Raw genomic sequence first — 13,952 nt, forward strand, 5'->3', positions numbered from 1 at the left:
ACGGTGTCAGGCTTCGCTGTCCGCGCGGACACTTACGTCCCGCGGGGCTCCCCTGGTCCGCCTGACCCGCGCCAGAGGCAGGCGTCCACTTCGAACGGCAGCAATTCGTCCTGCTGAGCCATCAGTTTGGCGCCGTGCGCCGTCACCCTGCGCATGAAATGCCGGCGGCACAGCGTCTCGTATCCCACCACGGGGACGTGTTCGGCAGCCTGCGTGGTGGCGGCGTCGGCCACCATGTCCACGTCGCCGACCACCACCTGCGCACCCTCGGTGACCATGACACCGTCGACCGTCCTGGCGTTGTGCGTAGCCCGGCGGCCACACCAGCACAGCGCCTCCACCTGGAGCACCTGCACCCGGTCCGCCAGCTCGATGAGGCGTTGGGACCCGGGGAACAAACGGGTGCGGAAGTCGGCGGTGATGCCGAAGGCGAAAACGTCGACGTCGATCTCGTCCACCACCTTGGCCAGTTGCTCCACCTGCTCCGGGGTGTAAAACTGGGCTTCGTCGCAGATCAGGTAGTCCACCCGCCTGCCCTGGGTGCGGCGGACCATGACTTCCTCCCAGAAGTCCGTGGTGTCCAGCACCTCCACGGCGTCCGTCTCCAGGCCCAGCCGGCTGGAGATGCGGGATTCGCCGGCACGGTCGTTGCGGCTGAACCGGACGCCGCCGCGGCCGCGCGCCCGGTGGTTGTAGTCCATCTGCAGGGCGAGCGTGGATTTTCCGCAGTCCATGGTGCCGGAGAAGAAGATGAGTTCAGCCACGCCGTCGGCTCCTTCCGTCGGCTGCAAAACAGAGCAGCGGGACCTCACGCTCGGCTTTGGTCAGGGAGCCGTGCTGGCCCACCACTTCCATGGCGCTGGGCCGCATGCGCCGGCCGTCGTAGAGGGCGACGGCGTCCCGCGCCGCGATCATGACGTCACCGATCCTGCCTTCCACGGCAGGCCGGACGTCACCAAAGAGTCCGCCTGCGATTGCTTCTTCCCGGGTGAAGGCCCATACCCGGTCGCCGAACCTTGCTTTCCAGGCAGCCACCAGCCGTTCCCGGCCGGCAGTGCCGTCCCGGTGCGTGTCTTCGAGGTACAGGTGGACCATCCGGGGTTCGCCGGCCGTATGGCGGACGCCGTCAACCAGCGCAGAGTCGGCAGAGAAGTCGATCCGCTGGGATTCGGAAATGTCGAGCATTCCGTGGTCTGCGGTGAGCAGGATCGTGGTCCCGGCGGGCAGCGAGGAATTGAGCCGCTTCACGGTGGCGTCGAGCTCCTCCAGCTGGTGTTCCCACTGTTCCGACCGGCAGCCGTAGCGGTGGCCGGCTTTATCCAGCTCGTTGACGTAGAAGTACATCAGGGATGGACCGGCGCCCGCCATGGCGTCGGCGGCAGCCCCGGTGCGGGCGTGGGCGGTGGTTCCGGAGATGAACCTGCCGCCGCGCAGAGCGGCCCTGGTCATGGGCGAACCATTGAACTGGGCGAGGCTGACGGTGCTGACGTCCGCCTGCCCGGCCACCCGTTCAAAGACGGTGGGGAACGGCTGCCACGTGGCCGGGTCGACGCCGGGGTCCCAGTTCCCCAGGAGGTTGACCACCTTGTCCTGCCCAGGGTCCAGGACGTCGTAGCCCACCATGCCGTGCTGGCCGGCGGACAACCCGGTCCCGAAGCTGGCCAACGCTGCGGCCGTGGTGGAAGGAAATGCCGAGTCCAGCCAAACAGGGACGTCGCCTTGGCCCGCCTGCACTACAGAACGCAGGAACGGGGTGTGGGCGGCCTTCTGCTTCAGGAGGTTCCTGCCCAGGCCATCGGCGAGGACCACACAGACGCGGCTGGCGGCGGGCAGGCCCAAGGTGTTGTCGAAACCTTCCACCCCCAGGCTCGCCGCGGCACTGGTGAGGACTTCCGCGACGGAACGGTGCCCGTAGGCAGGGGCGGGCGGAAGGTCGGGCGTGTATCCGGAAGCGGGAGTTTGTTCGGCTTGGTGGCTGGCTTCGGGCATCTCTAACGCTGCTGGTGCCCGCGGCTGAGCCGGTTTCCGAACACCCCGGACCGCGGACGGGGAGCCATGGACTGCACGTGGGGCACGGGCGCTGCCGAACCGGTGTTGACGGCGCGGAGGGCCCGGGCAAAAAGCTTGGCGTCCTGCACGGCCTGCAGCCCGTCGGCCTCGGCGCTGATGCGGAGCACGATGTCCTCCTGCGCAATGGTGCCGGTGTAACCGTGGTCCGCTTCGCACTGCGGGTCGCCGCAGCTGGCGGGACCCATGTCCAGGCGCTGGCCGCCGGACCACGCAATGGACAGGGTCAATTCGCGGACGGGATCCGAGGGCTTGTAGTTTTGCGGCTGGGCGTACATGTAGCTCAGGACCACGGAGCGGATCTGGGCCACGGGAACGGATTCGGTGGAGATCTGCGCGACGATCTGCTCCCCTGCCTCGTCCAGTTGCTGATCGTCCACGTGGGTGATGACCAGCATGTCCGCGGTGAGCACCAGCACAGTGATGTGGCGCCGCACCTCCGCCCGGTCAAAATGGGTTTCCAGGTGCACCAGATGCGCCACGCAGTCCCGGCCGTCCAGCGCGTCGTCAACGACGTCGGAGACCAGGCGCGGGTAGAAGCCGGCCTTCTGCAGCGCGTCTTCGAGGCTCTGGCCCTGGAGTCCGTGGTGGTGTGAGCTGTGCTGGCGGAGTGCCTGGTTTTCATTGCCGGGCGTTTCGGGCGCCGACGCGGGAGGCTGGAAGCTCATGCCCCCATTTTCACAGATCGGCCGGTCACTTGCTAACCGCCTCAGCCCAGCATCGCCCTGCGGGCACTGTCCGTCCGCTGCGCCGCGTTGCCAATCCGCACGTCAGCGGCGAGGATCGTGGCCCCGGACGTGCCGCACAGGACGGGGTTGAATTCCACGAGCGCGATCTCCGGATGGTTGTCCTTCATCCAGGCCAGCCTGGCGGCCAAGTCCTCAAGGGCCGGCACGTCAACAGCAGGGAGCCCCTGGTATCCGAACAGTTTCCGGGATGCCCTGGGCGCACGGATGAAGTCGTGGACGTCGGCGGCGGACAGCGGCGGAACCCGGTGGGCCCAGTCGTCGAGCAGGTTGACGGCGTCACCGGCTAGGCCGAACGAGATCACCGGGCCAAGCAAGGGGTCTTCGATGGCCCGGAAGGTGCAGGCCTGCCCCACCGATGCCATGGACTGGACCTCAAGGGCCGGGTCTCCGTAGGCGGCGAGCGCCCGCCGCATCTGCACCACGTTCTGGCGCAGCGATTCGGCGTCCTCGATGCCAAGGCGTACCCCGCCCAGGTCCAGCCGGTGCCGGAGGGCCGGGTCCGTGGTCTTCAGCACCACGGGCCAGCCGAGGGCTTCCGCTGCCTGCACGGCCTCGTCCGGCGTGTTGAAGGCAGCCGACGGCAGGACGCTGATGCCGTAGTGGCCCAGGAGGGAAGCCGCTGCCGCCGGTTCCAATTGCATGAGCTGTTCACCGGTGACGTCCCGGAGCAGCCCGTCGAGTTCGGCCTCGGCCTTGCGGGGATCGCACCCTGCCGGTTCCACAAAGTGCCCTTGGTCGCGGGCTGCCCATTCCGCATACCGCACCACGGCGGCAAGCGCAGCGACGGCGGCCCCGGGGTTGGAGAAGCAGGGAACCGTGCACCCGTCGGCGCCAACCAGGCCTTCCACGTTGATGGCCGGGTCCAGGATGCCGCTAAACGCAGCCACCACGGGTTTCCCCGCCGCGGCCGCACACTCCGCGAGGACTCCGGCCACGGCGTCGACGGTCAAGCCCCGGGCAGGCAGCAGGGCCGCGACGGCGGCGTGCACGGTATCCGAGGCCAGCGCCTCAAGGAGTGCCTTCCGAAGCGCGGGCAGAGCCACCGACTGGCCCGTATCCAGGTCGAGGCCGGAGACCACCTGGGCGACGCCCAGCCCGTGCGCCACCGCACTGTCCGCCACCACGTTGCCGAGGGCCTGGGAATTGCTGAAGACGGCGACGTCGGGCCCGGCCGGAAGCGCCTGGGCGGACACCACCTGGGCAACGTCCACGAGCTCTTCCACGGTTTCCACGCGGATCACGCCCGACTGGCGCAGCATGGCGTCCAGGGCGCCGGCCGGTGCCTGCGTGGTCCGGACGGCGTGTCCGGGCGGCAGGCGCAATCCCATGGTGTCCGACTTGGCGACGATCACCGGTTTGGTGCGGGCCAGGCGCCTGGCGATCCTGGAGAACTTGCGCGGGTTGCCAATGGACTCCAGGTACAGGCCCACGGCGGTGGTATCGGCGTCGTCCTCCCAGTATTGCATCATGTCGTTGCCCGAAACGTCTGCCCGGTTGCCGGCCGAGAGCAGGCTGGAGAGCCCCAGCCGGCGCCGGCTCGACGCGGCGTACAGCGAGACGCCGATCGCCGCTGACTGGCTGAACAGGCCCAGCCCGCCACGCAACGGCATGGTGGGCGCCATCGACGCATTCAGCGACACGTCCGGGTGCGTGTTGGCGATGCCCAGCGACGCCGGGCCGATCACGCGCATCCCGTTGGCCCTGGCCTGGCGCACCAAGGCGCGCTGGCGCAGGAGGCCGCGTTCGCCGTCGTCCGCGAAGCCTGCCGTGGCGATCACCACGCCCTTGACCCCGGCAGCTGCGCAGTCTTCCATGACGCCGGCCACTTCCTCATAGGGCACGGCGATAATGGCCAGCTGGACGCGTTCGGGGACCTCGGACAGCTTGCCGTAGGGGATCATCCCGGCCAGTTCCAACGCCTCGGGGTTGATGGCGTATACGGACCCGTGGAAGCCGCCCTCGATGATGTGTTCCAGCAGCTGATACCCCACGGTGCCCCATTTGCGGCTGGCTCCGATTACGGCAACGGACGACGGCGCCAGCAGGTCACGGACGCTCCTCGCCTCCGCGCGGTGCTCGCGGGATTCCATGACGGCGCGCGATTTCTCGGTGGGCTCCACGTTGAACTCCAGGCTGACGACGCCGTCGTCGAAATGCCGCTTGACGTCGTAGCCGGCGTCGGAGAACACCATCAGCATCTTGCGGTTCTCCGGCAGCACCTCGGCGGTGAACTTGCGGATGCCGTTTTCGTGCGCGGCGGCGGCCAGGTGCTCCAGCAGGATGGAGCCGATGCCCCTGCCCTGGTGGGCGTCGGCTATGTTGAAGGCCACCTCTGCTTCGGTGGGGTCGGTGAGCCGGTCGTAGCGGCCGATGCCGATAATCTCGCCGTGGATCGTGATGACGAACGCCACCCGGTCCTTGTAGTCCACTTCGGTGAAGCGCTTGAGTTCCTTGGCGGACAGCCTGGCCTTGAACGCGAAGAAGCGCATGTAGATTGAATTCTGCGACTGCCCGGTATGGAAGGCCTGGACAGCGTCGGCATCCGACGGGTGGATGGGCCGCAGGTGCGCCGTTCCGCCGTCACGCAGGACGACATCGGCCTCCCAATGTTCCGGATATTCGCCGTCCCCGGGCTGATCCACCATAGGCTTAGCCTAGCCAAGAACTCCCGCAGCATGCCCGAAAAGCTGCAAGCACCCCCAGAAGGATCCACCAAACCCCATGGCCCGCCGCCAAAGTTCAAAACCCATCGTGGAAGACACCTACACGGAGAACATCGTCGATATCGATGTCACGTCCGAAATGCAGGGCTCCTTCCTGGAGTACGCGTACTCGGTGATCTACTCAAGGGCACTCCCGGACGCCCGCGACGGGCTCAAGCCGGTACAGCGCCGCATCCTGTACATGATGAGCGACATGGGCCTGCGCCCGGACCGCGGCCACGTCAAGAGTGCCCGCGTGGTGGGCGAGGTAATGGGAAAGCTGCACCCGCACGGGGACGCGGCCATCTATGACGCCATGGTGCGCATGGCCCAAGACTTCTCCCTGCGGCTGCCGCTGATTGACGGGCACGGCAACTTCGGCTCGCTCGACGACGGCCCGGCCGCGCCGCGGTACACCGAGGCACGGATGGCGGCGGCGGCCCTCACGCTCACCAACCACCTCGACGAAGACGTGGTGGACTTCGTCCCGAACTACGACAACCAGCTGACGCAGCCGGACGTCCTGCCTGCAGCCTTCCCCAACCTGTTGGTGAACGGCGCCACCGGCATCGCCGTCGGCATGGCAACGAACATGGCCCCACACAACCTGGTGGAAGTGATCGCGGCCGCCCGGCACTTGATCGCCCACCCGGACGCCACGCTGGAGGACCTGATGCGGTTCGTGCCGGGCCCTGACCTGCCCAGCGGCGGCCGGATCGTGGGCCTGGACGGCATCCGGGACGCATACGCCACCGGCCGCGGCTCCTTCAAGACCCGGGCCAAGGTGGAAATCGAACAGCTCACCGCACGCCGCACCGGCCTGGTGGTCACCGAACTGCCGTACATGGTGGGCCCGGAAAAGGTCATCGAGAAGATCAAGGACGCGGTCAACGCCAAGAAGCTGACCGGTATCAGCGACATCGTGGACCTCACGGACCGCAAGCACGGACTGCGGCTGGTCATCGAACTCAAGAACGGCTTCAACCCCAACGCGGTCCTGCAGCAGCTGTACCGCTACACGCCGATGGAGGACTCCTTCGGCATCAACAACGTCACACTGGTGGACGGCCAGCCGCAAACCCTGGGCCTGGTGGACCTCCTCTCGGTCTACGTCAACCACCGCATCAACGTGGTGCGCCGCCGCACCGTCTTCCGCCTGGGCAAGAAGAAGGACCGCCTGCACCTGGTGGAGGGCCTGCTCATCGCCATTGTGGACATTGACGAGGTCATCCAGATCATCAGGTCCTCGGACGAGGCCGCCGCCGCCCGCGAACGGCTGATGTCCATCTACGACCTCACCGAGGTCCAGGCCAACTACATCCTGGAACTGCGCCTGCGCCAGCTGACCAAGTACTCCCGGATCGAGCTGGAAAAAGAGCAGGACGAACTCCGCCGCGAGATCGCGGAACTGCAGGCCATCCTGGACTCCGAAGAACTGCTCCGCACGGTGGTCTCCGACGAACTCGGCGCGATCGCCGAGGAACACGGCACCCCGCGCCGGACCGTGCTGCTGGAGTCCGAGGCCGTCTCCCCCACCGTCGCCGCCGAGCTCGCAGCGGCCCCGGGGAAGGGCAAGGCAGCCCCGCTGGCGCTGGAAATCGCCGACGACCCCTGCTGGGCGATCCTCACCGCATCCGGGCAAGTGGCGCGGACCAGCAACCAGGAACCCCTCGCCGAAGCAGGGCCCCGGAACAAGCACGACGTGTACGCATCAGTGGTCAAGACGTCGGCCCGCGGCGAGATCGCGGCCGTCACCTCGCTGGGCCGCATGCTCCGGCTGCAGGTCATGGACATGCCCGTCCTGCCGCCGGTATCCGGGCTGCCCAACCTGGCCGGCGGCGTGCCGGCCAAGGAATTCCTCACCCTGGTCAAGGGTGAATCCCTGGTGGCCTTCGTTCGGTTGGATGAGGTCCTGGCCATCGGCACCGCCCAGGGCGTGGTGAAGCGTGTGCAGCCGGACTACCCCCTGAACCGCGAAGACTGGGAGGTCATCACCCTCAAGGACAAGGATTTCGTGGTGGGAGTGGCTCCCGCCGGTACGGATGACACCGAGCTGGTCTTCCTGACCAGGCAGGCACAGCTGCTGAAGTTCCCCGCCGCCGTCGTCCGACCCCAAGGACGCACCGCAGGTGGCATGGCCGGCATCAAACTGGCCGCCGGTGACCAGGTGATCTTCTTCGGCGTGGTCCAGCCGAACGATGCCGCCGCCGTCGTGGTCACGATCGCGGGGACCAACGGCGCCCTTCCCGGCACTGCGCCCGGGACCGCCAAGGTCACCGCCTTCGATGAATACCCTGCCAAGGGACGCGCCACCGCGGGCGTCCGGGCACACCGGTTCCTGAAGGGCGAGGACACGCTCCTGCTGGGCTGGGCAGGACACGGGCCGGCCAAGGCGTCCTCCGCCGCCGGCGTGGCGCGGTCCCTGCCGCAGGAGCATGGCCGGCGCGACGGCTCGGGTGTCCCCCTGTCCCAGGCTGTGGAGGTCGTGGGACCTGCCATGGCGTGGGAGCCGGAAACGGCGGCCGAAAACTAGCAGACGGTGCCGGGGACCCACCCGGGGTTTAACCGGGGGTTACCCGGCCACGTCGCGGCGGCGGAAACCGGCGACGGCGAGCGCCACGAGCATAGCGATCGTGGCTGCCGACACAAGGACGCTGTCCCAGGCGGTGCCCTGCCGCAGCGGATCGTGGCCGATGTACTGGAAGAACGGTGACACCTGGTGGATCCGGTCGAAGGCATCCACCAGCGGGGCGAGCGCGTTGACGATGTAGGCGACCACCGCCAGGACGGCGGGTATGCCGCGGCTGAGCCCGGTCCGTCCGGTGCCCGCCGACAGCGCCAGGGCCAGGCTGCCGAAGACAACACCCAGCAAAGCCAGGTGCAGCATGGCGGCGGCCACTTTATCGGCCGGCAGGACCATATCCACCAGGCTGCCCTCCAGCACCAGCGAGACGCCCATGACCGCGGCCAGCAGGAAGGTGCCCAGGGCCATGGCCGCGAACTTGTCCACTACCACCCTCCCGCGGCCCACCGGGTTGGAGAGCAGCAGGTCCATGGTGTGCCGGTCCTCTTCACCGCCGATGGCGCCCGCGCCGGCGCTGACGGCGTAGATCAAGACGGCGATGGGTCCCATGAAGGACATCAGCTCCACTTGGATGTAGCCCGTGGGGGTGGACATGTCCGCGGTGGAGGTGGCGAAGAGTGACCGGAACGCCTCCGGCATTTGGTCGATGATGCTGCTGATGGATGGCTGGGACTGGACCGTTGGCCACACGGCCGCGTACATGGCAACGATCAGGGCCAGGGAGACGGCCCAGGCCAGCAGCGTCCTGCTTTGGTCGCGGAGCGTTTTCACCAGGACATTAGCCAGCATGGCGTGCCCCTGTCCCCGCCGCGTCCAGGGCATTGGCGCCGCCCTGGTCCGAGCCGTAGTAGGTCAGGAATGTTTCCTCCAGCGGAGCCTCGGAACACTCAAAGTCCTCGACGTCCCGGGCGCTCACCAGCTTCAGGAGCGCATCCAGGGCGGACTGCGGGGCGTTGCAGCTGAGCGAGCGGCCCTCCACCGCCAGGTCCCGTACGCCCGGCACGCCGGCAAAGTCTTCCGCGGACACCGCTCCGGTGAACCGGGCCCGCACCCGGTGCAGGGACCGCGCAGCGAGGTCCTGCAGCCGTTCCACCGCTACAAGCTTTCCCGCCCGGACCACGCCGATCCGGTCCGCGACGCGTTCCACCTCGCCCAGGACGTGCGAGGAGAAGAGGGCGGACCCGCCGCCGGCAGTGTGCTCGCGCAGGATGGAGTGGAACACCTGCTGCACCAGCGGATCGATCCCGCTGGTGGGCTCGTCCAGGACCAGCAGGCGCGGCCTGGACATCACCGCCAGGACAACGGCAAGCTTCTGCCGGTTTCCCCGCGAGAGGGTGCGGGCCTGGCGGGTCAGGTCGAGGTCGAGCCGGTCCGCCACTTCGGCGGCACGCGGGGCATCGTCCCGGTGCCGCAGGTGGGCGCAGTAGGCCACATGCTGGTGGCCGGTGAGGCGTTCATAGAGCGCCGGCTCTCCCGGAACATAGCCCACCAGGCGGTGGACGTCCCGGGCCTGCCGCCAGGCATCCAACCCCAGCACCGTCGCCGTGCCGGACGTGGGCCGCAGCATGCCCATCAGGAGCCGGATGGTGGTGGTCTTGCCCGCCCCGTTGGGTCCCAGGTACCCGAAGACCTCGCCCGGCACGATGGTGAGGGTCACGTCGTCGAGCGCTGTGTTCCGGCCGAACCGCTTGGTCAGGCCGGACAGCCGCACCATGCTGTCCGCGTCCATAGGGGCACCCGCATCCGAGCGGCCATCCGCACTCATGCTGCAAGGCTAGGCAGGCGCCTACTGGCGTCCCAGAGTCTTTCGGCCCGGACCCCCTAGACTGCTCTCATGCCTATCGTTCCTGATGAAAAGGACTGGACCTGGGTCTTGTCCCGCACCTGCCCGGAATGTTCCTTTGACGCGTCCACCGCGACACCGGCGACCGTTCCCGGCATCATCGAAAGCATGCTGCCCCGGTGGCGGGCCGTCCTGCGCCGGCCGGATGCCGCCGAGCGCCCCGATGACCACACGTGGTCCCCGCTGGAATATGCCTGCCATGTGCGGGACGTCTTCAGTCTTTTCGACCACCGGCTCAACCTGATGCTGGCCGAGGACGGCGCCCGCTTCGACAACTGGGACCAGGACCTGACCGCGGAAGAGAAGGACTACGCCAATGCCGAACCGTCCGAGGTGAGCGCCGAGCTGGCCGCCGAAGGACACCAGGCCGCGGATTCCTTCGCCGGTGTCCGCGAAGAAGACTGGGCGCGGAAGGGCCTGCGCAGCAACGGATCAGAATTCACTGTCCTGACCCTCGCTCAATACTTCCTGCACGACGTCGTCCACCACCTCCACGACGTCGACGGCTAGCCGCGAGGGCAGCTGAGCCCTGCTCTGGTACGGGCAGCATTCTCAGCGCGACGCCGCCACGCGGTCTCCGGGCACGCCCGACACGGCCGGAAGTTCCAGCCGGGCGTCCTCCGCGGCAATGTCTGCCCCGTTGTGGGTTACCAGGACCACGGTACGGTCCCGCAGCCCCCTGCGAAGGTCCGCCAGCATGGCTGCGGCAGCTTCCGCGTCCAGGTGGGCGGTGGGTTCATCGAGCAGGATTACGTCCGCGCCGGTCAGCAGAGTCCGCGCCACGGCCAGGCGCTGCCGTTCGCCGCCGCTGAGGAAGGCGCCGCCGGGGCCGATCCTGGTATCCAGGCCGGCAGGCAGCCTGTCCACCAGCCCGTGAAGTCCGACGGCGGCCAGCACCGCGTCCAGGTCATCGTCGGCAACCGGCGGCCCACCAGTCCCGGCGGCACGTCCCAGCAGCAGGTTGCCCCGGACGGTGGAATCGAAGAGATGGGCCTCCTGCGGGCACCAGGCCGCTCGGCCGGACACCTGGGCCCGGCCCGCCGCCGGCGCCAGGAAGCCGAGCAGGATCGAGAGCAGGGTTGATTTCCCCGATCCGGAAGGCCCGGTGACTACCAGCCAGCGGCCCGGCTCAGCCACGGCATCGAGCCCCGTGACGACCGGGGGTCCATCCGGCCACGCTGCGGCAAGCTCCGTCAGCGCTATGCCAGGGGCGCCGCCGTCGCAGGCCGGGAGGGCGTGCAGCCCGGAGGTATCCCCGTCCGGAGCGGCCACGCCCGAGCCGCTGCCGGACGGACCGCCGTCCAGGGCCCCGGACTCCCCCACCCGCTGCAGGACCTCACGCAGGGCGGGGAACTGGCGCACCGCCGTCGTCATGGCTGCGTAGGGTTCCACGAGGGCGAGCAGAAGCAGCACCACCACGGCTGCCGTGGCCGGGGCAACCCGGGCAGCCAGTACGTCGGGGCCGGCCAGCCAGGCAGCGGCCAGGGCCGCGGCTCCGCATCCGATGGTGGCAACGGCGTGTCCCAGCCCGTCCGCCCAGGCGGAGCGCCGCGAGGCGTCCGTCGCATCCCGGTCCTCGGCCCGGAGTGACTCGAGCACGTGCGCTGCCAGGCCGTTCGCGTGCAGGTCGACCCGGGCGTCAAGCGCGGCCGCCGTCCGCCGCAGCACGCCGGAACGAAGTGACTGCTCGGCAGTGGCCGACCGCCGGTCCGCCCACAGGGCGGCCGCCGGCGCGAGCAACAGGCCAATGGCAGCAGCACCCATGGCCGCAGGAAGCGCGGCTGGTACCAGGATTCCCGTGGCCGCCAAGGCCAGCGCGGACACTGCGACCGCTGTGACGGGCGGGAGGACCACGCGGGGCAGGAGGTCGCGGACGGTGTCGACGTCGTCAATCACCGTTCCCAGCACGTTGCCGCCCTGCAGGAGCCGGCGCAGCGACAGGGCCCTGCGGCTCAGGGATTCCCAAAGCCTGCCGCGCAGGCGGGTGAGGGCGGCGAAGACCGCATCGTGGAGCAGTAACCGTTCCCAGTAGCGGAGCACAGCGCGGCCGATGCCAAAGAACCGGACGCCCACGATGGCGGTCAGCAGGTAGAGGATGGGCGGCTGTTCGCTGGCCCGGATGATGAGCCACCCTGAGAGACCGGACAGGGCGACGGCGAAGATGGCCGCCAGGGTGCCCACCACGGCTGAGGCCGCGAATTTTCCGCGCACCGGCGCCAGGAGCGCCACGAGGAGTCCGGCCGCGCCGGAGGTGGACCGGGCAGTACGGTTGGGGACGCTGGCGTCAGTGCCGGGTGCGCTCGACGCGGCATCAAGGGGTGCGGGGTCGTCGGACGTCGGATTGCCCGTGCCGGCGTAAGCGGCGAGGACCGGGGCTTGCGGGAGCTCCTGCGGTTCCACGGCTTGCCCGGAACCTGCCACCGGAACCAGCTGGTCCGCAAGGAGCCGGGTGCGGTGGTTGTGGGCCACCAGGATCACGGTGACCTGGCCGCGGAGTCGGCGGATGGCGTCTTCGACGACGGCGGCGGACACGTCGTCCAGGTGCGCGGTGGGTTCATCGAGCAGCATGATGGACGCCCCGGCCTCAATCCTGGCCAGTCCCCGGGCCAGGGCCACCCGGCGCAGTTCCCCGGGCTCAGCTCCGCCTGGTGCCTGGCTGCCAGGTGGCCGGCGCCGGCCCGCTCCAGGCAGCTCCGGGCGGCCTCTTCGGCGGCGAACTTGTCCGGGCCGTGGCCCGGGTCCCGTGTCAGGTACAGCAGCACCTCGTCCAGGACGGTTGCGGCCACCATGACGGGGTGTTGCGGAACCCAGGCAATGGCAGCGCGGTCCAGTCCCCTGATCGAGCCCGAAATACTGGTGCCGTTGCCCGCACCGACCGTCCCGGCCAGGACGCCTAGGATGGTGCTCTTGCCCGCACCGCTGGGGCCGTCAAGGGCGGTGATCCTGTCCAGCGGTGCGGTGAAGGTGAGGGGGCCGACGGCGGTTCCGGACCGCCCGGCATAGCGCACCGTCAGGCCGGTCACTTCGAGGGGGGCGCCCGGCCGGCCGGCTTTGGCGGCGGGCAGCGGTGCCGCCTCCGGAGCGCCGGTCACGGCTGCCGCTTCCGCCAGGGCCACGCGGCCATCGTCACTGGCGTGATGGGCGGTGCCCAACTCCCGCAGCGGGAGGTAGCAGTCCGGTGCCAGGAGCAGCGCCAGCAGGCCTGCCTCCAGCGGCATGTCCCCGTGGACCAGGCGGACGCCGATGAAGACCGCCACCACCGCCACCGAGATGGTGGCGATGAGTTCCAGGGCCAGGGCGGAGAGGAATGCGGTGCGGAGTGTACCCATCGTGCGGGAGCGGTATTCCTCGGAAATCTCTTCCAGGGCTTTGCGCTGCGCGGTGGCACGGCCCAGGCCAACCAGGACCGGCAGGCCCTTGGCGAGTTCGAGCATGTGCGCTGACAACCGCGCCAGCGAGGCTTGGGCCTGGCGCACGCTGTCCTCGGTGTAGCGGCCTATGAGCACCATGAAGACCGGGATCAGCGGGACCGTGAGGACGATGACCACGGCGCTCACCCAGTCCGCGAAGAGGATGCGCGCCCCCAGGAGCAGCGGGATGGCCGCGCAGTTAACCAGGGCGGGCAGGAACTGGGTGTAGTAGTTGTCCAGTGCGTCCAGTCCGCGGGTGGCCAGCACCGCCAGGCCGCCGTCGCCGGGTCCGGCTCCGCGGACGCCGGTGCGGAGGGCATGTTCCAGCAGCCCGGCGCGCAGCTCTTCCTTGACCCCCAGGGCGGCGCGGCGGGCCGCGACGGCCTGTCCCCAGACGGTCAGGGACCTCAGCACCACGCCGGCAAGTCCGGCGGTGATCTGGTTTCCCCACGCGGGGTTCCCGGCGACCAGACCGGCCAGGACGGACGCCACCGCCTGGCCGATGAGGACCAGCGAGAGTGCCTTGAGCGCTGCCAGGACCCCCAGCCAGTAGATCGCTGACCGGGTGGACGGGCCCGCGGGGAACGTTGGCCGCAC

The 13,952-nt window shown here is 69.1% G+C and carries 8 protein-coding genes and 1 pseudogene; 2 read left to right on the forward strand and 7 right to left on the reverse strand.

All coding sequences use genetic code 11. The features are described from left to right. Positions 1-32: 32 nt before the first annotated feature. From ACX5I6_RS16760 to ACX5I6_RS16775, 4 genes are read right to left on the reverse strand one after another with little or no spacing between them, the layout of a single operon-like run. Positions 33-764 (reverse strand): thymidine kinase, encoded by a 732-nt coding sequence (locus ACX5I6_RS16760; RefSeq protein ID WP_387449174.1) that lies wholly within the window; start codon positions 762-764, stop codon positions 33-35. Beyond that, complete coding sequence (locus ACX5I6_RS16765; RefSeq protein ID WP_285248938.1) at positions 757-1,989, reverse strand: alkaline phosphatase family protein; 1,233 nt, start codon at positions 1,987-1,989, stop codon at positions 757-759. The genes ACX5I6_RS16760 and ACX5I6_RS16765 overlap by 8 nt, the downstream gene beginning before the upstream one ends. A gap of 2 nt (positions 1,990-1,991) precedes the next feature. After that, complete coding sequence (locus ACX5I6_RS16770; protein ID WP_285248939.1) at positions 1,992-2,735, reverse strand: DUF5998 family protein; 744 nt, start codon at positions 2,733-2,735, stop codon at positions 1,992-1,994. Between the two features lie 41 nt (positions 2,736-2,776). Next, positions 2,777-5,461 (reverse strand): bifunctional acetate--CoA ligase family protein/GNAT family N-acetyltransferase, encoded by a 2,685-nt coding sequence (locus ACX5I6_RS16775; protein WP_461841206.1) that lies wholly within the window; start codon positions 5,459-5,461, stop codon positions 2,777-2,779. Positions 5,462-5,537: 76 nt separating this feature from the next. Here ACX5I6_RS16775 and ACX5I6_RS16780 point away from each other — a divergent pair, with 76 nt between their 5' ends. After that, positions 5,538-8,051, forward strand: coding sequence for a DNA gyrase/topoisomerase IV subunit A (locus ACX5I6_RS16780; protein ID WP_461841207.1), 2,514 nt, complete (start codon positions 5,538-5,540; stop codon positions 8,049-8,051). Between the two features lie 39 nt (positions 8,052-8,090). On the opposite strand, the gene ACX5I6_RS16785 is transcribed toward ACX5I6_RS16780, so the two are convergent. Next, positions 8,091-8,891, reverse strand: a complete 801-nt coding sequence (locus tag ACX5I6_RS16785; RefSeq protein WP_461841208.1) for an ABC transporter permease subunit — start codon at positions 8,889-8,891, stop codon at positions 8,091-8,093. Next, on the reverse strand, positions 8,881-9,867 hold the full coding sequence (locus tag ACX5I6_RS16790) for an ABC transporter ATP-binding protein (RefSeq protein ID WP_461841209.1): 987 nt from the start codon (positions 9,865-9,867) through the stop codon (positions 8,881-8,883). The genes ACX5I6_RS16785 and ACX5I6_RS16790 overlap by 11 nt, the downstream gene beginning before the upstream one ends. Positions 9,868-9,936: 69 nt before the next feature. Here ACX5I6_RS16790 and ACX5I6_RS16795 point away from each other — a divergent pair, with 69 nt between their 5' ends. Next, positions 9,937-10,455 (forward strand): DinB family protein, encoded by a 519-nt coding sequence (locus ACX5I6_RS16795; protein WP_461841210.1) that lies wholly within the window; start codon positions 9,937-9,939, stop codon positions 10,453-10,455. Between the two features lie 42 nt (positions 10,456-10,497). Here the strand turns inward: ACX5I6_RS16795 and cydD are convergent. Beyond that, positions 10,498-13,952, reverse strand: a pseudogene (cydD, locus tag ACX5I6_RS16800) (thiol reductant ABC exporter subunit CydD).

It is taken from the genome of Arthrobacter sp. MMS24-T111 (genome assembly GCF_054888995.1).

What these genes read in the sequence shown, in the direction of transcription:
- ACX5I6_RS16765 (WP_285248938.1), bottom strand. Translation starts at nt 1,989, where the DNA reads ATGCCCGAAGCCAGCCACCAAGCCGAACAAACTCCCGCTTCCGGATAC.
- ACX5I6_RS16770 (WP_285248939.1), bottom strand. Translation starts at nt 2,735, where the DNA reads ATGAGCTTCCAGCCTCCCGCGTCGGCGCCCGAAACGCCCGGCAATGAA.
- ACX5I6_RS16775 (WP_461841206.1), bottom strand. Translation starts at nt 5,461, where the DNA reads ATGGTGGATCAGCCCGGGGACGGCGAATATCCGGAACATTGGGAGGCC.
- ACX5I6_RS16780 (WP_461841207.1), top strand. Translation starts at nt 5,538, where the DNA reads ATGGCCCGCCGCCAAAGTTCAAAACCCATCGTGGAAGACACCTACACG.
- ACX5I6_RS16785 (WP_461841208.1), bottom strand. Translation starts at nt 8,891, where the DNA reads ATGCTGGCTAATGTCCTGGTGAAAACGCTCCGCGACCAAAGCAGGACG.
- ACX5I6_RS16790 (WP_461841209.1), bottom strand. Translation starts at nt 9,867, where the DNA reads ATGAGTGCGGATGGCCGCTCGGATGCGGGTGCCCCTATGGACGCGGAC.
- ACX5I6_RS16795 (WP_461841210.1), top strand. Translation starts at nt 9,937, where the DNA reads ATGCCTATCGTTCCTGATGAAAAGGACTGGACCTGGGTCTTGTCCCGC.